This window comes from Micromonospora sp. LOL_015 (genome assembly GCF_048060275.1).
Lineage (GTDB): Bacteria > Actinomycetota > Actinomycetes > Mycobacteriales > Micromonosporaceae > Micromonospora_E.
The window spans coordinates 11,959-36,558 of sequence record NZ_JBHMIO010000020.1 but is presented as its reverse complement, the minus strand read 5'-3'; the positions used below and the strand labels follow the sequence as shown (position 1 = coordinate 36,558).

The following is a 24,600-nucleotide window of genomic DNA, read 5'->3' as shown; positions in this document are numbered from 1 at the left end:
GGCGCGGGTCAGCGCCGCGCGATCCGGTACGCCTGGATGATCGTCTGCCGTGCCGTGTTGCCGGCCCGGTCGGTGACCGACGCCCGCAGCGACACGAAACCGTCCCGGTCCGGATGGTGGACCATGGCGGTCCAGCCGGCCTTGGCGGACCGTACGTCGGCCGGCAGCCAGGTCCGCCCACCGTCGTAGGACACCTCGACGGTCGGCCGACGGATCCCGATCCCGACCACGCCCGGCTGGTGGGTGGCGGTGAACGGGATCTCCATCGCCCGCCCGGCGACGGCGGTGTTGCCGGCGTCCACCGACGGGGTGAACCGCACCGCCATCACCGGCAGGGCCGCCACCTGGTCACGGTTCACCGGACCGGACGGAAAGGTCCACGCCCCGCTGACCGACGTGGAAAAGTCCCCGACGTCGTGCGTCGCCGACACCTCAAGCCGGTAGTCGGCCTGGGCCCGTGGCACCGGGAACCGGCCGTAGCCCGGCTCCGGGCTATCCCCGATCAGCTTGCCGCTGCGGTACAGCGCGGTCCGCGCGGTCCGCGACACCACCCCGCCGGGGTGGCCCTGCGCGTCGCCGAACATCGGCACCTGAACGTCGACGACGTTGCCCCGCCGGCTGACCCAGGCACCGTCGCCCGAGACGGCCGGGAACACCGGCCCGTACGGCGCCAGGTTCCAGGTGTCCAGGGTGCGTTTGCCGGGCTGGTGGCGGCTCGGCGGCGAGACCAGCACGGCGGTGTACTCCGGCCAGAGCTGACCCTCCACCGCCCGGCCGAACTCCAGGGAACTCTCCCAGGTCGACGTGCTCGACACGCTGTAGTGCTCCACCCGCACGCTGGGTAGTTCGACCGGGGTCACCAGCGCCCATCCCCCGATGTCCCGCTCGCCGTGGCCGGGGAAGACCAGCCGGTCGGTGAGGTCGCCGTGGCTCACCCCACGGAACCGGTGCCGGACGGTGGCCAGGTCCCGGGGACGGTAGTGCCTGGTGAACCCGTTGGGCAGCCGGTCGGCGAAAAGCTCGCTCAACCCGTAGAAGTACGGGCTGGCCGTGAACCCGTCCGCGCCGTCCGGTCGCAGCCACTGGCTGGCGATGCTGGCGGTGAACTCGCCCGCGCCCGACGGCCCGCCCTCGTGGGCGGCGGCGAGCCCGTCGAAGGTGTCAGCCAGCACTCCGATCCCAGCACCCGCGTCCGGGGTGCGGTACTGGAAGCTGATGTCGACCAGCGCCGGACGCGCGGTCGACTCGGGCACGGTCATCCGGACCGGGCGGGCGGTACGCGCGTCGAACAGTACGGTGCGGTCACCGTCCAGCCGCAGGTTCGACCGGACCAGGACGGCGAGCTCGTACTCCTGTTCGCCGGTCTGGCGTTGGATCACGCTGGACAGTCCGTACCGGCCGGCGGGCAGCCGGGCGGTGACCCGGCCGGAGCCGTCCGAGGTCCACGGCATCGCGTCCGCGGGCTGGTCCAGGCCGACCGCGACGGTCCAGTAGTCGTCGGTCGCCACGCCGGCCTGGTCGACGTGGACAAAGGTCAAATCGTAGCTTTCCACCTCTCGGTGGACGCCGAACGGGGTGACGACGCGCTGGCCGGCGCCGGTGGCGACCAGATGGCCGGAGTAGTAGCCGTTCGGGCCACCGACGCTGGTGTCCGCGGTCAGGGTGGCAGCGGCGGTGCCGCCGGCCGGTACGGTCACCGTGTCGGCACCGGCCCGGAACATCTCCGCCGGCGCGCTGCGGCCGGTCGGGCCGACGGCTTCGACGGAGAGGGTCAGGGTCTGCGGCTCGCTGCCGGTGTTGCGGTAGGTGACCTTCTCGACGATCGCCGGGTCGTCGTGGTGCGGCCAGTCGGCGCGGCCGAACGATACGCTGGCCGGTCGGCTGATCAGCTCCTGGGTGACGGCGCGGGCGACGTCCACCCGGCCGGCACCCTGCGGGTACGCTCCGGTGCCGGACCGTGGCGCGGCCGACGCCATCAGGCCGGCCTTCAACCGCACGGCGGTCCAGTTCGGCCGCCGCTGGGCGAGCAGCGCGGCGGCTCCGGCCACGTGCGGCGCGGCCATCGAGGTGCCGGAGGCGGCGACGTAGTGCTCGTCGACCGGATCGGCGAGGGTGGTGCCGGCGGCGCGGGCCGCGACGATCCCGACGCCCGGGGCGGTGAGATCCGGCTTGACCGCGTCGTCACCGGTGCGCGGGCCACGGCTGGAGAAGTCGGCGAGCGTGTCGTCGCGGTCCACCGCGCCCACGGTCAGCGCCGCGTCGGCGCTGCCCGGCGAGCCGACGGTGCGGTCCGCGCCGGAGTTGCCGGCTGAGATCACGAAGAGCGCGCCGGTCTGCGCGGTGAGCGTGTCGACCGCCTTTTCCAGCGGATCGGTCTGCGCAGTGTCCGGGCCACCGAGACTGAGGTTGACGACGGTGGCCCGCTGGTCGGTCGCGGCCCACTGCATCCCGGCCAGAATCGCCGACTCGGTGCACCAGGACGACTCGCACACCTTGCCGGAGATCAGGGTGGCGTCGGGGGCCACACCACGGTTCGCCCCGCCCGAGGCGGCACCGCTGCCGGCGATGATCGAGGCGACCTGGGTGCCGTGGCCGACCCGGTCGGCCGGGTCCGGATCGTCGGTGAAGTTTTCCGACCGGGCCACCTTGCCGGTCAGGTCGGGGTGGTCTGCGTCGACTCCGCTGTCCAGCACCGCGACGGTCACCCCGGCACCGGTGAATCCGGCGTCGTGAGCGGCCGGCGCACCGATCTGCCCGACGCTGCGGTCGAGCAGCAGTCGCCGTCGGCCGTCCAGCCAGACCCGGGCCAGGCCGGAGGCGGTGGCCAGGGTTCCGGCGCGGCCGGTGGCCTCGCCGGGCGGTACCGGGGCGGTGCCGGTGACCGCCGCCCAGAAGTCGGTCGCCGCGTGCTTGTCGGCGGTCAGCGCGGCGCCGCCGATCGCCGGCAGGTCCCGGGTGATCCGCGCGCCGGCAAGGCCACCGGCGTCCCGGCGGGCGGCGTCGGCCGGGGCGGCGTACTCGACGAGCAGCGGCAGCCGAGCGGTGGCGGCGTCGTGGTAGCCGTACGAGATCAGGTCGGTGACGTTGAACAGTCGCCGGTCCAGCACGCCGGCGCGGATCAGCGGCTGCGCGTCGGCTGGTACGACGTACCGGCCGTCGGAGCTCTGGTAGGTGTGGAACCGCAGGTGGTTGCGGCCTGGGGCGGGTTGGACAGCGGTGCCGGCGCTGGTGACGACGACCCGGTCCCCGGTGACCAGGGTGACCGCGGTCGCGGGGTCGGTACGGACCCGGCTGACCGGGTCGTCGAGGGTCGGTGCCGGGCGGGCGGCGGCCGGTCCCGGCCGTCCGACACCGACCAGCGTCGCGGCCAGTACGGCGACGAGAGCGGCGGCTTGGACTCTCCTGGATGGATTGGACATCGTGAACCTCCCCGGTAGACGCCGCAGCGGCGTCAGGGTCGTGATTCCGAAGCCCCAGGATTGCATACCTGGTATGCACCGACCCGGCCCGAAACTCGGGGCAATATGGACATGATTTGCACTCTGAGTCGCCAAGCTACTACTTGTAGATGATCTATGGGTGGGTCAACCCGACCGGCCGGCCACCGGCCAGCCAGGCCGCCGCGTCCGCCTCGGCGAGCGGCCGGGAAAACAGATAACCCTGCCCGAAGCCGCAGCCCAGATTACCGAGCAGGTTCCGGTCGACAACCGTCTCAATGCCCTCTGCCACCACCTGCAGACCGAGCGAGTGCGCCAACCGGATGATCCCGTCCACCAACGACCGCTGCCGTTGCGAGAAGGCCATCTCCGCGGTGAACGAACGGTCGATCTTGAGCACGTCGATAGGCAGCTGACGCAGGTAGCTGAGCGAAGAGAACCCCGTACCGAAATCGTCGATGGCCAGCCGGACGCCGAGCTCGCGCAGCTGCGCCAGGTCCGCCCAGACCTGGTCGTCGTTCTGCAGCAGCAGACTCTCGGTCAGCTCCAGCATCACCGAGTCCGCCGGCAACCCGGCGGCGATCAACTCGCGACGGACCTTGCCGGTGAAGCCGGCCACCCGGAACTGCCGGGCGGAGACGTTGATGCTGACATACGGAGCCTCGCCCACCGGCAGAGCGGCCCGCCACTGGGTGACAGCGGCGAGCGCCCGGCCCAGCACCCAGTCGCCGATCGGCTCGATCAGCCCGGTCTCCTCGGCCACGTCGATGAACTGGTCCGGCCGCAGCAGCCCCAGGCTCGGGTGCCGCCACCGCAGCAACGCCTCCAGCCCGACGGCGTTGCCGCTGGACAGCTCGACGACCGGCTGGTACACGACGGCGAAGTCGGACTCCGGCGCCGACCGTTCCAACGCGGTACGCAGCTCCATCCGCCGGATCAAACTCACGTGCAACGCCGGCTGGTACCGCCGCCAGCGTCCCTTGCCCGCACCCTTGGCGACGTAGAGGGCGAGATCCGCGTGCCGCAGCAGCTCGTCGGTGCCCTCGGCGTCCGAGGTGGTGGCGACCCCGACGCTGACCGCGCCACCGACCATCCGGCCGGCGAGCCGGAACGGCTCGGTGAAGGCCGCCACCACCCGCTGCGCCGTCTGCTCCACCTCGGCCGGGTCGGTTGCGTCGTCGACCAGCGCGGCGAACTCGTCACCGCCGAGCCGGGCGGCCGCGTCGGCCGATCCCAGCGTGGCCGCCAACCGGTTCGCCACCGCGACCAGCAACTCGTCGCCGGCCTGATGGCCCATCGTGTCGTTGACCACCTTGAAATCGTCAAGATCGATGAACAGTACGCCGACCGCGTACCCGCCGCGCTGGGCGCGGGCCACTGCCTGCTGCACCCGGTCGTGGAACAGCACCCGGTTCGCCAGACCGGTCAACGAGTCGTGGAACGCCCGGTGAGTCAACTCCTGCTCCAGCCGACGCCGCTCGGTGACGTCCCGCAGGGTGAGCACCAGACCGCGAACCGCCCGGTCCGACCGCAGGTCACGGCAGCTCACCTCGACCTGCACGGTGCTACCGTCGGCGTGCCGCAGCCGCCAGTCCGGCCAGTCGTGCGGCTCACCGGAGGAGCGGACCAGGGCCAGCCCTTCGAGCACCCGGCCGTGGTCGGGCGGATCGACCAGGTCGGTCAGCGGGCCGCCGTCCGGTGCCGGCCGACCGAGCACCGTCTGCACCGCCGGGCTGGCGTACCGGACCGCGTCGCCGTCATCGACGATCAGAATGATGTCCACGCTGTTCTGCACCAGGGCCCGGAAGTACACCTCCGCGTCCCGCCGGTTGATCTCGTCACCCAGCCGGATCCGTTCCAACGCCATGGTGGCGTGACTGGCCAGCACCTCGATGGCGTCGCGCAACGCGTTGAGGACGCCGGTCTCGGCCGAGACCAGCAGAACCCCGGCTCGCGGACCGGTCACGTCGGGCCGCGGCTGCGCCGGCACCGGACCGGGTAGCCGCTGCTCCGGCAGCACCAACGGGCAGAGCAACGCGAACGGAAACGACCCGAGCTGGTGGGCCAGCATCGGGGTCAGGGTCGGCCGACGCAGCAGCCGGGTGCGTCGCACCGCAGCGGTCGACGGCAGCAACGTGCCGGTCGCCGTCGCCGGCACCGACGGCCCCCAGACGCTGCTGGCCAGCGCCGGTACCCCGCCGGTGCGGTTGAGCACCAGCACCAGGCGGTGGTCTACGCCCTCCGGCACGATCCGGGCGATCCCGGACCGCACCGCGCGATCCACCTGCGCCGCGTCGGCCGCCGAGACCAGGGCGGCGCACGCGTCCCGCAGCCCCTGCTCCCGACGGACCGTCTGACGGTGTGCCGCGAGCACGTCACCGAACCGGCTGAGCACCAACGCGAAGACCACCGCCGAGGTGATGGCCAGCATCGCCCCGTCGCGGATCCGCCCGGTCATCGCCTCGATCAGCAGAATCGACGGCGAGATCATGGTTGCCAGGACCAGCAGCACCGCCCACGGCCGGCTGATCTTGCCCGGCTCGATCTCCGCCGGCTCGGAGAGCTGCGCCATCGACGGATGCAGCCCGGCCGCTCCCCAGGTCAGATACGTCAACAGCCAGCCGAGTTCGATCGGCCCGCCGGGCTGCCACGGCTCACCGAGCGTCGTCAGTCCGTACAGGATGTCGCCGGTGAGCATGCCGGCACCCCCGACGAGCAGCAAAACCAGGGCCGGGGTCCGTGGATTCGTCGCCAGCAGGCGAATCATCACGGCCAGAATCAACAGATCACCGAGGGCGTACGCGGCGAGGATCGATCGTTCGAACGGCTCCATCCCGGGAGCGGTGATGTACGGACCGATGATGAAGATCCAGGCCAGAAGCGCGGCGGTGCACAGAAATGTGAGGACGTCGAGCAGCCGCGACCGGTCGCCAAGCATCTGGTTGCCCCGGGTCAGCATGAACAGGCCGACGGCGGTGAGGGCGAATACCGTCAGATAGCACAGCTCGGTGACGATTGAGCCGGGAAGAATCGCGTAGGTCGTGTCGCCGGCGGCGAGCATCACCACTGCGGCGGCGAGACTCCACCACGCCGCGGCCCGTTTCGGCCGGTAGCGCCGGATACCGAAGAAGATTCCACCGGCGCTCATCACCCCGAGCGCCGGCCACAGCACCGGATGCCAGCCGGGGGCGAGAAGGATCCCGGCGGACAGCAGGATCATCACCGTGGCATATCCACTGGTGAGCTTCCGGACCGACACGGGCCTCCCCTCAGGCCGGACGTCAACACGTGGCAACGCCTACAACTGACCCATTGACGCCCGGGCGATCCATTCACCGCCGGGCAACACATCCACCGCTCGGTTTACCAGTCCGACAACGCGTTGGCCATACTTCTGCCGGGCAATGGTCGGCAACGATGAGACGTCGATCCGGATCGGGAAGTTCGCCGGTCACGTTGGACGCAGTACCGCCGGAGCAGAGATGGTGAATCGGGCCTCCACGACTGCCTGCACCGTCTGCACCTGCGGGTCGAGGTCGAGCTGCGGCGCGGCATCCGCCATCTCGGTCGCGGCGAACGCCCGGGGGGCGCCGCGCAACACCACCGGCTGCGGCGCGGACATCCCGTGGTCGGCCAATTCCACCAGGCCGGTCACCTCCGCCCCGAGCGCGTCGGCGTAGTCGCGTGCCCGGGTGATCGCTTCGGCGATCGCCGCCCGACGGGCCTGGCCCAGCTCAGGACTGGTCGGCCGCAGCGACCACCACGGACCACTGACCTGGACCTGGTCCTGGCCGGCCAGCCGCATCATCAGCTCACCGAGCACAGTGAAGTCAACAACCGTGACGGTGGTGGTGACGCTGGCATGGTAGGCGACAACCCGTTCCCCGGAGCGTCGCCACTCAGGCCGCACCAGCAGCGCACCGGACTCCCGGCGCTCGATCGCCGGCCCGTACCCGTCGATCAAGGTACGGACCGCGTCGCCCCGCTCGGCGAGCCGGGCGAGGGTGCCGGAGCGGTCCTTGCCCCGGGCGACGGCGGTCACCCCGAACCGGGCCAACTCGGGTGGGACCTCCCGGGTCACCTCACCGCGCACCGACACCATCGGAGCATCCATCCGGCCAGCCTAGTCGAGCCGGGCGACCGCCGTCGCCACCCGCTCGTCGGTGGCGGTCAATGCGACCCGCACATGGCGCTGCCCGGCCGGGCCGTAGAAGGCACCCGGCGCGACCAGGATGCCGCGGGCGGCGAACCAGTCGGCGGTCGACCAGCTGTCCTCGTCCCGGCTGGCCCACAGGTAAAGACCGGCGGTCGAGTGGGAGATGGTGAAGCCGGCCGCGGTGAGCGCCCCTCGGAGCCGGTCCCGGCGGGCAGCGTACCGCCGACGCTGGTCGGCCACGTGCCGCTCGTCGGTGAGCGCGGCGACCATCGCCGCCTGCACCGGAGCCGGCACGATCATGCCAGCGTGCTTGCGCACCGCGAGCAGGTCGTCGACGAGCCGCGGCTCACCGGCGACAAACCCGGCCCGGTAGCCGGCCAGGTTGCTCCGCTTGGACAACGAGTGCACGGCGAGCAGACCGGTCGGATCACCGCCGCAGACGTCGCCGCTGAGCACCGAGACCGGCTGCGCCTCGAAGCCGAGGGTCTGGTAGCACTCGTCGCTGGCCACCACCGCCCCGCGCTCGCGCGCCCAGTCGACAACCTTGCGCAGATGCCCGCTCGGCAGCACCTGGCCGGTCGGGTTGCCCGGCGAGTTGACCCAGACCAGCCGGACCCGGCTGGACGGCCCGAGCGCGGTCAGCGAATCGGTCCGTACCACCTCGGCCCCGGCGAGCCGGGCGCCCACCTCGTAGGTCGGGTAGCAGACGGACGGCACCACCACCACGTCGCCGGGACCGACCCCGAGCAGGGTGGGTAGCCAGGCGACCAGTTCTTTGGAACCGACCGTCGGGAGCACACCGATCCGGTCGCCGACGGCACCGCACTCGCGTACGCACCAGTCCCGGATGGCCTCGCGCAGTCGCGGGCTGCCGGCCGTCATCGGATAACCCGGGGTGTCCGTGGTGGCAGCCAGCGCCTGCTGGACCACGGCCGGCACCGGGTCGACCGGCGTACCGACCGAGAGGTCCACGATGCCGTCGGGGTGCCGGGCGGCACGCTCCTTGACCGGGGCCAGCCGATCCCACGGAAAGTCCGGCAGGCCGGCGGCCGGTGACCCGCCGCCGGCCGGCGCGGACCGCCCGGCGGCCAAGCCCGCCCGTGCCCCGGTCAGTGCGCGTCCCCGCGCGCCGGCTGGGCCGCGACGAACGGCGTATCCTTCTCGATCTTGCCGACCTTGGAAGCACCGCCCGGCGAGCCGAGATCCTCGAAGAACTCGTAGTTCGCGGTGGTGTACTCCTTCCACTGCTCCGGCACGTCGTCCTCGTAGAAGATCGCCTCCACCGGGCAGACCGGCTCGCATGCACCGCAGTCGACACACTCATCGGGGTGGATGTACAGCATCCGATTGCCCTCGTAGATGCAGTCGACCGGGCATTCCTCGATGCACGCCTTGTCGAGCACATCGACGCACGGCTCGGCGATGATGTAGGTCACTGGCCTTCCTTCCCGCACGACATGCCGCGATCGCCCGCGGCACTGACGAGCCTAGTATCTCGCCGGGGAGGGGGTCGATCGTGCTCCGGCCACAAGATGTGGGACACCGCGTGGTAGTCCGAAAAATCATAGGTGTTGGCGGAGATCGTCCGCTCTATACCGACCTACTCGGCCTGCTGGCCGAGCTGACCGAGACCGAACTCACGGTGCTGACCCGCAACGGGCCACGCCGGGTCGCACTCGCCGACGTGCACCGCAGCAAGCTGGTGCCGCCGACCGCCAGTCCGGCGGCCCGTCGCGCGGCGGACCGCGAATCCGCCGCCGTCACCGAGCTGGAACGGGCCGCGAACCAGACCTGGGCGGCGCCGGTACAGCAGCGGCTCGGCGACTGGCTGCTGCGCGCCGCCGACGGCTGGACCGGCCGGGCGAACTCGGCGCTGCCACTCGGCGACCCCGGCTGCCCACTGCCGGACGCGGTGGACGCGGTCACCGCCTGGTACGCCGAGCGTGGCCTGCCGGCACAGGTCAACGTGCCGCTGCCAGCTGCCGCCGAGGTCGCTGGCGAACTTGCCCGCCGAGGTTGGCGCAGCGGACCGTTGGTGCTGGTGCAGACCGTGCCGCTGGCCGACCTGCTGGCCCGTACCGCCGGGCTGGGCGAGGACGCGGCAGGCGGTTCACCCGGCGGCGGGCCGCCGGTACGGCTGGACCACGCGCCGTCGCAGGAGTGGCTCGCCCTGGTAGCGGCCCGCAAATCGGCCGGCGACCCGCTGCCGGCCGCCGCCCGCCGGCTGCTCACCGACGCACCGCAGGTGCGCTTCGCCCATCTGTACGCCGACGGCCGGCTCGTCGCCATCGCCCGGGGCGCTGTCGACGCCGACCACCGGTGGTGTCAGATCGCGCTGCTGGAGGTGCAGCCGGCGGCCCGGCGGCGGGGGCACGCCACCCGGATGCTGCGGGCCGTCGGCCGGTGGGCCGCCGACGAACTGGCCACGCCGACCGCGTTCCTCCAGGTCGAACAGCACAACCCGGCGACCGCCCTGTACGCCCGGCTCGGCTTCACCACCCACCACGTCTATCTGCCGTGGCAGCCGGCGGTCAGCGACGAACCACGCGACGGGGCTTGTTGAGCTTGGTCTCGGCGTACCGTTCCAGCGACTTGGACCGGTGGTCCCAGCCGAGTGTGATCAGCACCAGATAGCCGAGCAGCACCCCGCCGGTGGAGAAGCCGGCGTACAGCCATACCTGGGAGAAGAACGCGCCCGCCCCGGCCGAGAACGGATGGTCGCCGCTGACGAACGGCCCGACGAAAATGGTCAGCACCAACGCCGCCAGGATCGCCGCCGCGGCGTCACCGCTCCACCGCTCGACCGGGCGGTCCCGCCCCCAGACGAAGGCCACCGAGCCGAGCACGACACCGATCACCACGAACATCGCGAACGAGAGCCGGTCCTGCGTCTGCGGATCGGTGTCGATCCCGAAGCGGACCACCAGCCGGGCCACCACATTGACCGCGAACAGCACCCCGGCGAGTACGCCGACCGGCAGCCAGCGCTGCCTCATCTCCACCTCCCGCACCCAGACCCGCACCGCGTCCACGGCACGCCGGACCGCGCGGGTGTGTTCTCCGGACCCCTATATTCGTACCGAGGATTGTAGGAGCCGACACCCGGTCGCGTCAGCCTCCGTCGCTGCGGCGGGCCGGCTGGGCCAGGATCATCCGGAACGCGAGGACGGCGAAGGCGATCGCCCCGGTGAAGATCACCGCGAAGCCCACCCAGTTGTCGCCGGCCAGCAGAATGTCCCCCTCGGTGGTGCCGCCAGCGGCCAGCACCATCACCGCGAACCAGGCCGCCGCCGGCAACGTCATCGCCCACCGGGCACCCACCGCGCGGATCGCGAACCAGCTCACCAGCACGTTGCCGGCGATCGCCAGCAGCACCGACACTCCGACCAGGTGCCCGCCGACCCGTACCGTGGCCAGCAGCAGCTCCAGGACCGCGGACAGCACCGCCGCGACCGCCGCGACCACCCCGCCGACCGTCCGCAGCCCCAGGTCCACCAGCTCACGCAGGCGGGTAGGGGCCGGAGCCGTCGCCACCGGCGGTGACGGCTCCACCGCCGACACCTGGCCGGAGACACCGGGCGAGGTCACGGCAGCGGCACCTCGCCAGCCGGCAGCCCAGCGAACAGGTCGGTCTCCCAGCCGTACGGGCTGTCGCCCGGACCCTGCCGGCCGGCACCGAGGACGAAGTACTCGTAGCCCATGAACTCGCCGCCGACATTGCCGGCCAGCGCGTAGAGCCACGAATCGGCCGGGATCTGGCTGGCATGCGCCCGCATGGCGGCCTGCTTCGCCTGGTAGTGGGCGGTGCCGTCGATCCGCGCCGCGATCTGCGGATCGGGGGTGCCGAACGGCAGGTCGTCGACGTGTTCGACGCCGGCGAACGGGTTGTTCGACGCGCCCCGGAACGCGTCGATGCCGGCGGCGAGCACGCTCTTCGGCATCGCGGTGAAGTAGATCTTGTCGGGGGCGACCCCCTCGGCGGCGGCCAGTTCGGCGGCGCGCATCGTCACCCGGTGGGCCTGGATGTGGTCGGGGTGACCGTAGAAGCCGTTGTCGTCGTAGGTGACCACCACCTGCGGCCGGGTCTCCCGCAGCACCTCGAGCAGCAACCCGGCGGCCTCGTCCAGGTCGGCCTGCCAGAACGCCCGTGGGTGGTCGTTGGTGGGCAGGCCCATCATCCCGGAATCCCGGTACCGGCCCGCACCGCCGAGGAACCGGTGATCGCTCACTCCGAGCGCCGCACAGGCGGCGTCGAGCTCGGCGATCCGGTACCCGCCAAGCTGGTCGGCCTGATCAGGGGCCAGCCCGGCGAGGCGCGGCAGGTGGATCTCGCCTTCCTCGCCGAGAGTGCAGGTGACCAGGGTGACCTGCACTCCGGCGGCGGCGTACCGGGCCATCAGGGCACCGGTGCCGATCGTCTCGTCGTCCGGATGGGCATGAACCAGGAGAAGCCGTCGCGCGGCGGCAGGGTCGGTCACTCCGGCAACTTTACGCCGGATGGGCACCGGAGTGGATTAACGGTCTCATCGCTGATCAGCCGGTTCTACGATCCGGGAGTGGAATCACCGGAGCCTGCCGCCCGTACCCGCAGACCTGTCCGGGGCGCCCCGCACGCGGTGACCGTGGGCGCCGACGGCGCCCGCGTGGTGTTCCTGCGCTCCACCGGCCCGCACGACCCGGCCGCCGGTCTCTGGTCGTTCGAGGTCGACAGCGGCGAGCAGCGTCGGATCGCCGACCCGACGATCCTGCTCGGCACCGGGAACACCGCCGGTGCGAGGAACACCGCCGATGCGGGGATCACCCGGTACGCCACCGACCCGGCCGTCCGGGTCGCCGTGTTCGTCCTTTCCGGCCGGCTGTTCCGGGCCGACCTGGTGACCGGCGACGTGATCGAGGTACCGGTGGTCGGCTCGGTCACCGACGCCCGACCGGACCCGACCGGCAGCCGGATCGCGTACGTGTCGGACAACGACGCGGACCCGGTCGGACCGGCCGGCGCGACCGGCGGATCCGGCCGCGATGAACCGGCCCACGACGGATTCAGCGGCAACGGGCGGGCCGGCGACCCGCACCGCGACGGTGCCGGCAAGCTCCGGGTCGTCCACCCGGACGGCCGCGACGTGCTGCTCGCCGGCGAGGACGGCGACATCACCTGGGCACTGCCCGACCCGGCGGCGGTCGACTTCGGCCGGGACCGCGGCTACTGGTGGTCACCGGACGGCCAAAGCATCCTCGCCGCCCGGGCCGACCGTACCCGGCTGCCCCGCTGGCAGTACGCCGACCCGGCGCAGCCGCAGCTGCCGGCCCGCAGCCGGCCGTACCCGATGTGCGGTGGCCCGAACGCCGAGGTGACCCTGCACCTGCTCGACCTCGACGGCGGCTGGGTCGACGTGCACTGGGACCGGGAGACCTACCCGTACCTGGTGTCGGTCGACTGGTCCGACGGCGGCCCGCTGATCACCGTGCTGCGCCGGCTGCAGCAGCACGGTCTGGTGCTGTCCATCGACCCACGCACCGGGGAGACCCAGGTGCACGCCGAGCTCGCCGACCCCCGGTGGGTGGAGCCGATCCCCGGTACCCCGTGCCACCTCTCCGACGGTCGGGTGCTGGTCGGCGGGGAACTCGCCCACGACGGGTACGACGCTCGCTGCCTGTTCGCCGACGGCACCCTGCTCACCCCGGCGGCGCTGTACGTACGCCGGGTGGTCGGCCGGCTGCCCGGTCGGCACACCAGCCCGGACCTGCTGATCGAGGCGAGTGACGGGGAACCCAGCGAACAGCACCTCTACCGGGTCCGCACCGCGGCCTCCTCGGGTGGTCTGGACGCGGTCCGGCTCACCAGCAGCCCCGGCTGGCACGTCGCCGCGGTCGGCGGTGCCGTACTGGCCGTCGGTTCGGCCACCCTGGACCAGCCCGGGGTGCGTTGGACGATCTGCCGGGACGACACCGAACTCGGCGTGCTGCGGAGCCTGGCGGCCACCCCGGCGGTGACGCCCCGGCCCACGCTGCAACGGGTGACCGACCGCCGGCTGCCGTCCGGTGTGCTGTACCCGCACTCGCATGTCGCCGGCCGGCGGCTGCCGGTGCTGCTGGAGGTGCACGGCGGACCGGGCCACCAGCAGGTCCGGGCCGAGCGGGCGGGCTGGCTGGCCCGGCAGTGGTGGGCCGACGCCGGCTTCGCCGTGGTCACCGTCGACAACCGGGGTACGCCGGGCGTCGCGCCGAGTTTCGAAAAGGTGGTGCACCGGCGGCTGGCCGACGTGCTGCTCGCCGACCAGGTGGACGCGCTGACCGCGATCGCGGAGAAACATCCCGACCTCGACCTGGACCGGGTGGCGGTGCGGGGCACCGGGTTCGGCGGCTGGCTGGCCGCGCTGGCCGCGCTGCGCCGCCCGGACGTGTTCCGGGCCGCCGTGGCGCGCGACCCGGTCGCCGACTGGGCGTTGCTGCGCAGCGGGTACGCCGAACGGTTCCTCGGACTGCCCGAGGAGGGCGGCGAGATCTATCCGCACCACAACCTGGTGGAGGTCGCCGCCGAACCGGTGACCGGAAGCGACGAACTCCGCCCGCTGCTGCTGGTGCACGGGCTGGCCGACGGCGCCGTGCCGGTGGCGCACACCCTGCGGTTGTCCGCCGCGTTGCTGGCCGCCGGCCGACCGCACGCGGTGCTGCCGTTGGTCGCCGGCACCGACCCGGACGCGGCCACCGTGCTGCGCGCCGAACTCGCGTTCGTCCGACAAGCGTTGGGACCGCTCGGCTGAGCCGATGTCGCATAAGGTCACAGGGTGACCCAGTTCGAGGTGGCGACGGCCGCCGTGCAGGCGGCACTCGACGCCGGTGCCCGGTACGCCGACGCGCGGGTGATGCACCGCCGTTACGAGTCGATGACCGCACGCAACGGTGATATCGAGGCGCTGGTCCAGCACAGTGACGCCGGTCTCGGCGTCCGCGCACTGGTCGGTTCCAGTTGGGGCTTCTACGCCGTACCGGATCCGTCGCCGGCGGCGGCGCGGGCTGCCGGTGGTCGGGCGGCGAAGATCGCCGCGGCCAGCGCTCAGGTGCCAGGGCCGCCGATCGACCTGGTGCCGGCCGGGTCCGGCACCGCGAGCTGGGCCAGCCCGTGCCGGATCGACCCGTTGTCGGTGCCGCTGCCGGACAAGGGCGATCTGCTGGTGTCGGCAACCCGCACGATGCTCGACCACGGCGCCGACCTGGCCGAAGGGCTGTACCAGATCTGGGACACCGAGAAGTGGTTCGTCTCCAGCGAGGGGCACCGGATCGACCAGCGGATCCGCGAGTGCGGGGCGGGGTTGTCCGCGACGGTGATCGGTGACGGGGAGACCCAGCGCCGTTCCTATCCGAGCCACCGCGGCCAGTACGGCACCAGCGGCTGGGAGCTGGTCGACGACCTGGACCTGCCGGCGCACGCCGCGCGGATCGCCGAGGAGGCACGGGCGCTGCTCACCGCGCCGGCCTGCCCGGCCGGGGAGACCACGTTGATCCTCGGCGGGGAGCAGATGGCGTTGCAGATCCACGAGTCGGTCGGGCACGCCATCGAGCTGGACCGGATCCTCGGCTGGGAGGCCGCCTTCGCCGGCACGTCCTGGCTGGACCTGGCCCAACTGGGCAGCCTGCGGTACGGATCCGAGCTGATGAACGTGACGATCGACCCGACCATCCCGGGTGCGCTGGGCAGTTTCGGGTTCGACGACGAGGGCAGCCCGGCGGTCAAGCGGGATGCGGTCCGGCAGGGCCGGTGGGTCGGCGTACTGGCCGGTCGGGACTCGGCCGCCGGCGCCGGCCTGGACCACGGCGGCAGCGTGCGGGCGGATGGCTGGTCACGGCTGCCGATGGTCCGGATGACCAACGTCGGGCTGGAGCCGGGGCCGCACACGTTGGACGAGATGATCGCGGCGACCGACCACGGGGTGCTGATGGACATCAACCGGTCCTGGTCGATCGACGACAAGCGGCTCAACTTCCAGTTCGGCTGCGAGATCGGCTGGGAGATCCGCAATGGCAAGTTGGGGCGGATACTGCGCAACCCGACGTACACCGGGATTGGCCCGGTGTTCTGGCGGTCGATGGACATGCTGTCGTCGGAGAGCGTCGCCTGGGGGACGCCGAACTGTGGCAAGGGCCAGCCCGGCCAGGTCGGGCACACCGGGCACCCAGCGGCGCCGGCCCGGTTCACCAATGTCCGGGTGGGGGTACGCGGGTGAGTCTGGACGCGGGGCTGACCGGCGCGGCGACGTCGCCCGCCGAGACCGATCTGGCCCTCCGGGTGGTGGCGGCGGTCCGGCGGGCCGCCGGGCCGGGAGCGCAGGCCGAGGCGTACGTCAGCCACCGGACGCTGGCGCTGACCCGGTTCGCCAACTCGTTCATCCACCAGAACGTCGCGGAGACGGTCACCACGGTGTGGCTGCGGCTACACGTCGACGGCCGGACCGCGATCGGTTCGACCACGCTGACCGGCCCGGACGGGTTGGCCGACCTGGTCGAGCGAACTCTGGCGGCGGCCCGGCTCTGCCCGCCGGATCCGGCCTGGCCGGGGCTGGCCGGGCCGGCGCCGCTGCACGCGGCCGCGACGTGGGACGAGGCGACCGCGCAGGCCGGCCCGGCGGAGCGGGCGGCCCGGGTGCGGGACTTCGTCGCGGCCGCCGGCGGTCTGGAATGCGCCGGGTTCTGCCGTACCGTGCACCGGTCGACGGGGTTCGCCAACAGCGCCGGGCAGACCGCCGGCGGCCGGGCGGCGGAGGCCGCGATGGACGGGATCGCCCGGACCGACGGCGCCGACGGGGTGGCCCGGCAGGCGGCCGACCGGCTGGCCGAGATCGACGGCGCGGCGTTGGGTGCCCGGGCGGCGGTGAAGGCCCGGGCCGGCCGGCACCCGGTCGAACTGCCGCCGGGGCGTTACCCGGTGGTGCTCGAACCGACCGCGGTGCTGGATCTGTTGCAGATGCTGGCCCGGCACGGCTTCGCCGGCAAGGCGCACCACGAGCGGCGATCGTTCGTCCGGCTCGGCGAGGCCCAGTTCGACCCGGCCATCACGCTGGTCGACGACCCGGCCACCGGCGGCGGGCTACCGTTCGACGCGGAGGGCACCCCGACCGGCCGTACGGTGCTGGTGGACGCTGGCCGGGCGACGGCGCTCACCCACGACCGGCGGACCGCGGCGGCGGCCGGCACCGCTTCGACCGGGCACGCGGCACCGGGCAGCGTTCCGTTAGGGCCGGTGGGTCAGCATCTGCGGCTGCTTCCGGGCGATAGCCGGCGCTCTGCCAGCGGTGCCGGACCGGCCGCTGGGGGCAGTGCGGCACTGCTCGGCGGTGTGGAGCGGGGTCTGCTGGTCACCGACCTGTGGTACACCCGCATTCTCGATCCCCGCAGCCTGGTGGTGACCGGGCTGACCCGTAACGGTGCGTGGCTGGTCGAGTCCGGCGAGATCGTGGCGGCGGTCCGCAGTCTGCGGTTCACCCAGTCGTATCCGCAGGCACTCGCGCCCGGCTCGGTGCTGGGTCTGGGCTCGGAGTTGAGCCGGCTGCCGGACAGTTGGGACGACACCTCGTGGCGCGCGCCGGCCTTGCACCTGGCGGACTGGCAGATCACCGGCGGTGCCGCCGGTTGACCCGGCGAAATTGCGAGATTGACGACGCTACGCGGATTGCTTAGGTTAGCCATACCTCACTCCTGGTGGGTCCGCGATGGGCGGTGCGGGCTGGTCGACCGCACCGCCCATCACCCCGGACGATGCGTCCGCTGTCAATCTGTGACCGACGCCGCTCGGGATCCAGTGAGCTTCTGCACATCCAACCGCCTAGCGGCGGGCCGGGCTTTCGTAACCGGCGCGATACCGGCAAGACTCCCTTGCGCATACGGCCGCCGGTACTGGGCGTAACGTGTGCACCGGACCAGCGCCCGCCGATGCGTGTGGTGCGGGTTCCGGAGCACGCGGTCGCACGGCAATCTGGGCTCTGCCCTGCTTCGCCACAGACCGGCCGAAGATATCCGGGTCCGCCCTTGCACGGGCCGGGCCCCGTCAGGGAGACAGGATGACGACTACGGCAACGATGCCGGGGCAGGCGCGGGCGCGCGCCGCCATCGCGGCGAAGACGTTGCGCACCGACCGGTGGTGGCTACCCCCGCTGATCACCGTGATCGGACTCGGTGCCTGGGTCACCTACGCCACTGTCCGTGTTTTCATGCACGACTTCTACTGGGTCCAGGAGCACCACTACCTCACCCCGTTCTACTCACCGTGCGTCACCGAACGCTGTGTACCGGAGGCGGCGCACTTCGGCCGGTTCCTGCCCGGCTGGTGGATCGTCCCGGACGCGGCGTTGACTCTGCCGTTCCTGCTGCTGTTCCGGCTGACCTGCTACTACTACCGCAAGGCCTACTACCGGGCGTTCTGGCTCTCCCCGCCGGCCTGCGCGGTGCCGGACGGGCACCAGCGCTACACCGGCGAGACCCGCTTCCCGCTGATCTTCCAGAACGCGCACCGCTACGCCTTCTACGCGGCCGCCATCATCTCGCTGATCAACACCTGGGACGCGGTACTCGCCTTCGACGGCGAGAACGGCTTCGGCGTCGGCCTGGGCAACGTCGTCCTGCTCGGCAACGTGATCATGCTCTGGGCGTACACCCTGTCCTGCCACTCCTGCCGGCACATCGCCGGTGGCCGGCTGAAGCACTTCTCCAAGCACCCGGTGCGCTACCGGATCTGGACGTTCATCTCCAAGCTCAACGTCCGGCACATGCAGCTGGCCTGGATCACCCTCGGCACCCTGGCGCTGACCGACTTCTACGTGATGGCGCTGTCCGCCGGCTGGTTCAGCGACCTGCGGTTCTTCAACTAGGGGCTTGGACGATATGACTACCCGAATCGAACGACACCACTACGACGTCGTGGTCATCGGTGCCGGCGGCGCCGGACTGCGGGCGGCGATCGAGGCCCGGCTGGCCGGAAAGCGCACCGCGATCATCTCCAAGTCGCTGTTCGGCAAGGCACACACGGTGATGGCCGAGGGCGGCGCCGCCGCCGCGATGGGCAACGTGAACAGCCGGGACAGCTGGCAGGTGCACTTCCGCGACACCATGCGCGGCGGCAAGTTCCTGAACAACTTCCGGATGGCCGAGCTGCACGCCAAGGAGTCACCGCAGCGGATCTGGGAACTGGAGACGTACGGCGCGCTGTTCGACCGTACGAAGGACGGCAAGATCTCGCAGCGCAACTTCGGTGGCCACGAGTACCCGCGACTGGCTCACGTCGGTGACCGCACCGGCCTGGAGCTGATCCGCACCCTGCAGCAGAAGATCGTCTCGCTGCAGCAGGAGGACAAGCGGGAGTACGGCGTCCACGACGCCCGGATCAAGGTCTTCGCCGAAACCACCATCACCGAGTTGATGCTGGAAGACGGGCCGGACGGGTCCCGGGTCGCCGGCGCCATCGGCTACTACCGGGAGAGCGGCGAGTTCGTCCTGTTCGAGGCGCCGGCCGTGGTGCTGGCCACCGGCGGGGTCGGCAAGTCGTACAAGGTCACCTCGAACTCCTGGGAGTACACCGGCGACGGGCACGCGCTCGCCCTGCGGGCCGGCGCCACCCTGATCAACATGGAGTTCCTGCAGTTCCACCCGACCGGCATGGTCTGGCCACCCTCGGTGAAGGGCATCCTGGTCACCGAGTCGGTCCGGGGCGACGGCGGGGTGCTGCGCAACACCGACGGCAAGCGGTTCATGTTCGACTACGTCCCCGACGTGTTCCGCAAGCAGTACGCGGAGACCGAGGAGGAGGCGGACCGCTGGTACACCGACCCGGACAACAACCGGCGTCCGCCGGAGCTGCTGCCCCGTGACGAGGTCGCCCGGGCGATCAACAGCGAGGTCAAAGCCGGTCGCGGTACGGAGTCCGGCGGCGTGCTGCTGGACATCGCCAGCCGGCTGCCGGCCGAGGAGATCCGCCGCCGGCTGCCGTCGATGTACCACCAGTTCAAGGAGCTGGCCGACGTCGACATCACCAAGCAGCCGATGGAGGTCGGGCCGACCTGCCACTACGTGATGGGTGGCGTCGAGGTCGACCCGGACACCGCTGCGGCGGCCGGCCGGATCAGCGGCCTGTTCGCCGCTGGCGAGGTCTCCGGCGGTATGCACGGCTCCAACCGACTCGGCGGCAACTCCCTGTCCGATCTGCTGGTCTTCGGCAAGCGAGCCGGTGAACACGCGGCCGCGTACGTCGGTGGGCTGGACCGGCGGCCGAAGGTCTCGGCCGACGAGGTCGAGCAGGCGGTGGACCAGGCCCTGGCGCCACTGTCGCGCGACACCGGGGAGAACCCGTACACCCTGCAGCAGGATCTGCAGGCGGTGATGGGCGACCTGGTCGGCATCATCCGGCGCGAAGGTGAGCTGGCGGATTCGCTGGTCAGGCTGACCGAGCTGCGCGAGCGGGTGGCCAAGGTCAGCGCCGCCGGCGGCCGGCGCTACAACCCGGGCTGGCACCTGGCGCTGGACCTGCGCAACATGCTGGTGGTGTCGGAGTGCACCGCCAAGGCCGCGCTGGAGCGCACCGAGTCCCGGGGCGGGCACACCCGCGAGGACCACCCGACCATGGCCCCGACGTGGCGCACGGTCAACCTGGTCTGCTCGCTGGACGGCGACACGGTCAAGCTGGAGCACCAGCCGCTGCCGAAGATGCGCCCGGAGCTGATCAAGCTCTTCGACCGGGCGGAGCTGGCCAAGTATCTGACCGACGAGGAGTTGGCGGAGTTCGACGCGCTGGCGCAGGACGCGCTCGCTGAGGAGGCGGACAACTGATGGGCACCAAGCGCCACTTCAGGGTGTGGCGGGGCGACGAGACCGGCGGCGACCTGCAGGACTACCAGGTGGAGGTGAACGAGGGCGAGGTCGTCCTCGACGTCATCCACCGGCTGCAGGCCACCGAGGCTCCGGATCTGGCCTGCCGGTGGAACTGCAAGGCCGGCAAGTGCGGCTCCTGCTCCATGGAGATCAACGGCATGCCGAAGCTGGGCTGCATGACGCGGATGTCGACGTTCGAAGAGAACGAGACGATCAGCGTCAGCCCGCTGCGGACCTTCCCGGTGATCCGCGACCTGGTCACCGACGTCTCGTTCAACTACCAGAAGTCGTTGGAGACGCCGGCGTTCAGCCCGCCGGAGGACCTGGCCCCCGGCGAGTACCGGATGCAGCAGGTCGACGTGGAACGCTCGCAGGAGTTCCGCAAGTGCATCGAATGCTTCCTCTGCCAGAACACCTGCCACGTGGTGCGTGACCACGAGGACAACAAGACCGCTTTCTCCGGTCCCCGGGTGTTCATCCGCGCCGCCGAGCTGGACATGCACCCGCTGGACACCAGGACCGACCGCAAGCAGTACGCGCAGGCGCAGCAGGGGCTGGGCTACTGCAACATCACCAAGTGCTGTACCGAGGTCTGCCCCGAGCACATCAAGATCACCGACAACGCGATCATCCCGATGAAGGAGCGCGTCGTCGACCGGCGGTACGATCCCCTCGTGTGGCTCGGCAGCAAGATCTTCCGGCGGGGGCAGAACGGCGCGGCGGCGAGTGGACCGGCGCTCGGTGAGTCCGGCCTGGACCAGCCGGCCGCCACGACCGCCGGGCTGCCGGCGGACGGCGACCACAGCGCGGCGGCCGACGCCGAGCGCGGGGTCAACTGGCACCGCCAGGTGCCTCGCCCACAGGCGGCGGCAGTGGACGAAAAGGGCCACCTGCCAATCAGTGAGCTGGCGTTCGACAAGCCGGCCGCGCCGTCGCCGTTCGGTGAGGACGTCACCTTCCCGCTGCCGGACAAGTCGCTCAACTACCACCACCCGGACCAGGACCGCTGAGCCGGTCTCACCGACCAGAGCCAGCTGACCGCCCCTCCCGGTGCTTCGTGCGCCGGGAGGGGCGGTTTTTTTCGGATTGCCGGCTGCGCCACCGGGGTTGCCGGCCAGCCATCGACGATCGTAACATCCTCGGCGGAGCCGGGAACGGACCTTGTCCACCGTTTCCGTCGTGGGGCGGCGTCGGGCCGCCGGGCCCACGGCACCAGCCCGTGCTGCGGGCTGCTCGCCGAAGGACTCCCCCACCATGATCCCGCTCCGGCTCCGGCGCCACCGCCTGCCCGCACTCGTCGTCGCCGCCCTCGTCGTCGCCGGCGTGACCGTCGTCTGCTGGCACCGGACGCCGACGCCAGCGAACTCTGCGGGCGGGCCGACACGATCGACATCACCGACAAGCGGTACGTGGTGATGAACAACGTCTGGGGTGCGGACACCCCGCAGTGTCTGACCGTCGACGCGGCCGGCCGGTTCGAGGTGACCCACCCCGAGCACGACAAGCGGGACGGCTCCGCCGCCGCCGCCTACCCGACCATCTACCAGGGCTGCCACTGGGGCAACTGCACCGTCGGCAGCGGCCTGCCGATCAAGGTTGGGCAGTTGCGCTCCGCCCGGTCCGACTGGACGATCGATACCCGGGGCGCAACCGGCCGCTGGAACGCCACGTACGACCTGTGGTTCCACACCGACGCCAACGCCCACCGCTCCCCCGACGGCGCCGAACTGATGGTCTGGCTGGATCGGGCCGGCGGGGCCGAGCCGGCCGGGACGCTGGTGGCGCGGGGAGGCACGGCGGCGCCGGGCTCACCTCCCGGTCGTTCCAGGTCGCGATCAACCTCTGAGCCGGCTCAGCCGCCACCGGCCCGCCAGGCGTATCCGGTTCACCGAGCGGCGTGCAGCAACGGACGGAGCTCGGCGACGATCGGCTGATCTGCGGGCAGCCAGGTGACCTGGTCGAGTTCGTCGGCCGCCAACCAGCGCAGAGCGGAGTGCTCCAGCGCGGTAGGCTGCGCCGGCCCGAGCAGCCCGGCGAGGTAGACCCGCAGCACCGAGCGGCCGTGGCCGAGCGGCTGATCGGGGCCGACCCGGTCACCCACCGTGATCGAGACTCCGAGTTCCTCGCGGCACTCCCGGATCAGGGCGTCGGTCTCGGTCTCGCCGCTCTCCACCTTGCCGCCGGGAAATTCCCACTTGCCGGCCGCCCCCGGTGGATGGGTCCGGGCACATGCCAGCACCCGACCGTCGAGGACGATTGCCGCCCCGACCACCACCTGACGCCTCACCCGCCCGCTCCGCACAGCAGATGAGCCTGCCAGATCAATCAGCATTTCGGGTAACCCTGCTGACTGCTAGGACAGCAGATGACGGAAGGGTGGACGTGGACACACCAACCAGTTAGCGGCCAGACTGGGGACCACCGACCAAGACACAGGATGGCGACGATTTGGCCACAAGCCGGCAACGACGCCTGGGAGGTGTGGCTTTGCGAGCACTCTGGTCCAGCCGGACCGGCCGCGACTACCTTAGCGATGCGCTCACGCAACTGGACGGGTGGACGCAGGACGGCCAGCAACTCCGGCGAACCCTGCTGCTCGACGACAGCCAGCACGCCGAGCTCACCGAGCGGATCAAGGTAGCGGCCGACGCCCTGCACCTGCGGCCCGACGTACGCCGGGCCGAGGGGCAGACCCAGATCCGGCTCGGCTCCCCCGACGGCGACAAGATCACTGAGGGTGACGTCGCACTCGCGGCCCGCATCGAGGACGCCTACCGTACGGTCGTCGACCTGCGCTGATCCCACGTCCCGCGCCCGGACAACCGCTGACCGCAGCGACCTCGCTCATCGCTGGCGTGGTTGTGCCCGCCGCCTACTCTCGGGCACATGGCGAACGTGGCGTACGACCGGCGGGAGCAACTTCGGCAGATCGAGAGCGGGCTACTCGACGGGGAGCAGGTGATCGCGGTCTACGACGCGATCGGCACCGGCACCGGCTTCATCGGGCTGACCAACCGCCGCGTGATAATCCAGGACAAGTCGTTCGTCGGCAAGAAGGTCGCCATCACCAGCATCCCGTACTCGAAGATCACCAGCGTGAGCGTGGTGAGCAACAAGTCCTGGGGCGGCTCGTACTTCTCCTCCGGCGCCATCGCGATCAACGTCGGCACCCACACCTACGAGGTCGAGTTCCGTGGCGACCAGAAGTCCCACCACGTGCACAACGTGATCCTGCACTACATCTCGTGACCGGCTGCGGGACAGACAGCCAGCAGGGCTGACCGCTCGACGCAGGTCAGGGCTGCGGATCCGGCGTGACGAATGTGCCGCGACCGGCGAAGGCGTCATGGCCCTATACCGACTGGAACCGTCCCACCACCAAGGCTGACCCCTCCGTTCAGCGTCGAGGTGAGGCTCACGCACCTCAAAACCGCCTCGTAAGGTGTCTGAGCCTCACCTCGATGCGGCGCAGACATCGAGATTGAACGACGGTAGGTCAACAGAAGCCGGATGTTACGGTGAGGAACATGACCGCAGTGCCCGAGTGGATGCGGCCGCCCCGCCCTGAAGGGTGGTACGCCGACGACCTCGACCAGCTCCCGCAGGCGCCGCGTCACACCGAGCTGATCGACGGAGCGCTCGTCTTCATGATGTCCCCCCAGCGGGCTTGGCACGGCCGAGCTGTCTCCGCTTTGCTCTTCGCTCTCATGGAGCAGGCGCCAGCAGGCGTCGAGATCGAGCGGGAGATGACGATTCGGCTCGACGAACGGAACCGCCCCGAGCCCGATCTCCTCGCCACGCGGGCTCCCTACTACGACCCGGACTGCACCTTCTACACACCCGACCAGGTGCTGTTGGTCGTCGAGGTGGTGTCGCCGGAGTCGGCCCACCGCGACCGGACAGTCAAGCTGCGCAAGTACGCGGAAGCCGGCATCCCGCACTACTGGCGCGTCGACGACGAGGGTGGATCACCGGTGGTCCACGCATACGAGCTCGACGAGCCCACCCGGTCATACGTCGCGACCGGGATCCACCGCCACGAGCTGCACACCACGACGCCGTTCGAACTCAAGCTGAATCTGGACGGGCTTGTGCCCGGTCGCAAGAGCTGAGCCAGGCAGCCGCTCAACTGCCTGACACGTCCCTGCCCTGACC

At 71.2% G+C, this 24,600-nt stretch carries 19 protein-coding genes and 2 pseudogenes; 12 read left to right on the top strand and 9 right to left on the bottom strand.

Translation table 11 applies throughout. The features are described 5' to 3' along the window. Positions 1-8: 8 nt before the first annotated feature. The 5 genes from ACFHWU_RS17290 to fdxA all read right to left on the bottom strand — a co-directional run bounded on the left by ACFHWU_RS17290 (position 9) and on the right by fdxA (position 9,029). Complete coding sequence (locus tag ACFHWU_RS17290) at positions 9-3,419, bottom strand: S8 family serine peptidase (RefSeq protein ID WP_416591039.1); 3,411 nt, start codon at positions 3,417-3,419, stop codon at positions 9-11. 154 nt (positions 3,420-3,573) lie between these two features. Further along, on the bottom strand, positions 3,574-6,696 hold the full coding sequence (locus ACFHWU_RS17285) for a putative bifunctional diguanylate cyclase/phosphodiesterase (RefSeq protein WP_416591038.1): 3,123 nt from the start codon (positions 6,694-6,696) through the stop codon (positions 3,574-3,576). 192 nt (positions 6,697-6,888) lie between these two features. Further along, entirely contained in the window at positions 6,889-7,551 is a 663-nt protein-coding gene (locus tag ACFHWU_RS17280; RefSeq protein WP_416552215.1) for an SIMPL domain-containing protein, read from the bottom strand. Between the two features lie 9 nt (positions 7,552-7,560). Next, the gene (gene dapC / locus ACFHWU_RS17275) at positions 7,561-8,685 is read right to left on the bottom strand and encodes a succinyldiaminopimelate transaminase (protein WP_416591037.1); all 1,125 of its coding nucleotides are present in this window, start codon (positions 8,683-8,685) and stop codon (positions 7,561-7,563) included. 17 nt (positions 8,686-8,702) lie between these two features. Continuing rightward, the gene (fdxA, locus tag ACFHWU_RS17270) at positions 8,703-9,029 is read right to left on the bottom strand and encodes a ferredoxin (protein ID WP_233606480.1); all 327 of its coding nucleotides are present in this window, start codon (positions 9,027-9,029) and stop codon (positions 8,703-8,705) included. An 80-nt stretch (positions 9,030-9,109) separates the two neighbouring features. Between fdxA and ACFHWU_RS17265 the strand changes: the two genes are divergently transcribed. Next, a complete protein-coding gene (locus ACFHWU_RS17265; protein ID WP_416552213.1) occupies positions 9,110-10,156 on the top strand; it encodes a GNAT family N-acetyltransferase in 1,047 nt (348 codons plus the stop codon). On the opposite strand, the gene ACFHWU_RS17260 is transcribed toward ACFHWU_RS17265, so the two are convergent. The 3 genes from ACFHWU_RS17260 to mshB form a co-directional block, all read right to left on the bottom strand. After that, on the bottom strand, positions 10,125-10,589 hold the full coding sequence (locus ACFHWU_RS17260) for a hypothetical protein (protein ID WP_416552370.1): 465 nt from the start codon (positions 10,587-10,589) through the stop codon (positions 10,125-10,127). The two genes, ACFHWU_RS17265 and ACFHWU_RS17260, sit on opposite strands and share 32 nt — an antisense overlap. Before the next feature lie 115 nt (positions 10,590-10,704). Beyond that, complete coding sequence (locus ACFHWU_RS17255; RefSeq protein ID WP_416552212.1) at positions 10,705-11,181, bottom strand: hypothetical protein; 477 nt, start codon at positions 11,179-11,181, stop codon at positions 10,705-10,707. After that, entirely contained in the window at positions 11,178-12,071 is an 894-nt protein-coding gene (gene mshB / locus ACFHWU_RS17250; RefSeq protein WP_416591036.1) for an N-acetyl-1-D-myo-inositol-2-amino-2-deoxy-alpha-D-glucopyranoside deacetylase, read from the bottom strand. The genes ACFHWU_RS17255 and mshB overlap by 4 nt, the downstream gene beginning before the upstream one ends. A gap of 78 nt (positions 12,072-12,149) precedes the next feature. Here mshB and ACFHWU_RS17245 point away from each other — a divergent pair, with 78 nt between their 5' ends. The 8 genes and pseudogenes from ACFHWU_RS17245 (at position 12,150) to ACFHWU_RS17210 (ending at position 22,379) form a co-directional block, all read left to right on the top strand. Further along, entirely contained in the window at positions 12,150-14,354 is a 2,205-nt protein-coding gene (locus ACFHWU_RS17245) for a prolyl oligopeptidase family serine peptidase (protein WP_416591035.1), read from the top strand. 24 nt (positions 14,355-14,378) lie between these two features. Then, positions 14,379-15,815 carry a TldD/PmbA family protein gene (locus ACFHWU_RS17240; RefSeq protein WP_416552209.1) on the top strand — a complete coding sequence of 479 codons (1,437 nt, stop codon included), beginning with the start codon at positions 14,379-14,381 and terminating at the stop codon, positions 15,813-15,815. A 14-nt stretch (positions 15,816-15,829) separates the two neighbouring features. Then, positions 15,830-17,221 (top strand): TldD/PmbA family protein, encoded by a 1,392-nt coding sequence (locus tag ACFHWU_RS17235; protein ID WP_416591069.1) that lies wholly within the window; start codon positions 15,830-15,832, stop codon positions 17,219-17,221. Between the two features lie 424 nt (positions 17,222-17,645). Next, on the top strand, positions 17,646-18,452 hold the full coding sequence (locus ACFHWU_RS17230) for a hypothetical protein (RefSeq protein ID WP_416552208.1): 807 nt from the start codon (positions 17,646-17,648) through the stop codon (positions 18,450-18,452). 13 nt (positions 18,453-18,465) lie between these two features. Then, the gene (locus ACFHWU_RS17225) at positions 18,466-20,403 is read left to right on the top strand and encodes a fumarate reductase/succinate dehydrogenase flavoprotein subunit (RefSeq protein WP_416591034.1); all 1,938 of its coding nucleotides are present in this window, start codon (positions 18,466-18,468) and stop codon (positions 20,401-20,403) included. Further along, positions 20,403-21,155: pseudogene (locus ACFHWU_RS17220) on the top strand (succinate dehydrogenase/fumarate reductase iron-sulfur subunit); the annotation flags it as partial. The gene ACFHWU_RS17225 and the pseudogene ACFHWU_RS17220, both read left to right, overlap by 1 nt. Positions 21,156-21,248: 93 nt before the next feature. Further along, positions 21,249-21,455, top strand: a pseudogene (locus ACFHWU_RS17215) (succinate dehydrogenase/fumarate reductase iron-sulfur subunit); the annotation flags it as partial. A gap of 405 nt (positions 21,456-21,860) precedes the next feature. After that, the gene (locus tag ACFHWU_RS17210) at positions 21,861-22,379 is read left to right on the top strand and encodes a GH12 family glycosyl hydrolase domain-containing protein (RefSeq protein WP_416591033.1); all 519 of its coding nucleotides are present in this window, start codon (positions 21,861-21,863) and stop codon (positions 22,377-22,379) included. On the opposite strand, the gene ACFHWU_RS17205 is transcribed toward ACFHWU_RS17210, so the two are convergent. Beyond that, positions 22,331-22,777, bottom strand: a complete 447-nt coding sequence (locus ACFHWU_RS17205) for a (deoxy)nucleoside triphosphate pyrophosphohydrolase (protein ID WP_416552205.1) — start codon at positions 22,775-22,777, stop codon at positions 22,331-22,333. The genes ACFHWU_RS17210 and ACFHWU_RS17205 overlap by 49 nt on opposite strands. A gap of 155 nt (positions 22,778-22,932) precedes the next feature. On the opposite strand from ACFHWU_RS17205, the gene ACFHWU_RS17200 reads away from it, so the two are divergent. From ACFHWU_RS17200 to ACFHWU_RS17190, 3 genes are all read left to right on the top strand, one after another. After that, positions 22,933-23,244: a 4a-hydroxytetrahydrobiopterin dehydratase gene (locus tag ACFHWU_RS17200; protein WP_416591032.1), complete on the top strand. Its 312-nt coding sequence runs from the start codon at positions 22,933-22,935 to the stop codon at positions 23,242-23,244. Between the two features lie 87 nt (positions 23,245-23,331). Beyond that, on the top strand, positions 23,332-23,694 hold the full coding sequence (locus ACFHWU_RS17195; protein ID WP_123605368.1) for a PH domain-containing protein: 363 nt from the start codon (positions 23,332-23,334) through the stop codon (positions 23,692-23,694). Positions 23,695-23,972: 278 nt separating this feature from the next. After that, entirely contained in the window at positions 23,973-24,557 is a 585-nt protein-coding gene (locus ACFHWU_RS17190; RefSeq protein WP_416552203.1) for a Uma2 family endonuclease, read from the top strand. Positions 24,558-24,600: the final 43 nt, after the last annotated feature.

What these genes read in the sequence shown, in the direction of transcription:
- ACFHWU_RS17230 (WP_416552208.1), top strand. Translation starts at nt 17,646, where the DNA reads ATGACGACTACGGCAACGATGCCGGGGCAGGCGCGGGCGCGCGCCGCC.
- ACFHWU_RS17205 (WP_416552205.1), bottom strand. Translation starts at nt 22,777, where the DNA reads ATGCTGATTGATCTGGCAGGCTCATCTGCTGTGCGGAGCGGGCGGGTG.
- ACFHWU_RS17190 (WP_416552203.1), top strand. Translation starts at nt 23,973, where the DNA reads ATGACCGCAGTGCCCGAGTGGATGCGGCCGCCCCGCCCTGAAGGGTGG.
- ACFHWU_RS17225 (WP_416591034.1), top strand. Translation starts at nt 18,466, where the DNA reads ATGACTACCCGAATCGAACGACACCACTACGACGTCGTGGTCATCGGT.
- ACFHWU_RS17290 (WP_416591039.1), bottom strand. Translation starts at nt 3,419, where the DNA reads ATGTCCAATCCATCCAGGAGAGTCCAAGCCGCCGCTCTCGTCGCCGTA.
- ACFHWU_RS17280 (WP_416552215.1), bottom strand. Translation starts at nt 7,551, where the DNA reads ATGGATGCTCCGATGGTGTCGGTGCGCGGTGAGGTGACCCGGGAGGTC.
- ACFHWU_RS17260 (WP_416552370.1), bottom strand. Translation starts at nt 10,589, where the DNA reads ATGAGGCAGCGCTGGCTGCCGGTCGGCGTACTCGCCGGGGTGCTGTTC.
- ACFHWU_RS17195 (WP_123605368.1), top strand. Translation starts at nt 23,332, where the DNA reads ATGGCGAACGTGGCGTACGACCGGCGGGAGCAACTTCGGCAGATCGAG.
- ACFHWU_RS17210 (WP_416591033.1), top strand. Translation starts at nt 21,861, where the DNA reads ATGAACAACGTCTGGGGTGCGGACACCCCGCAGTGTCTGACCGTCGAC.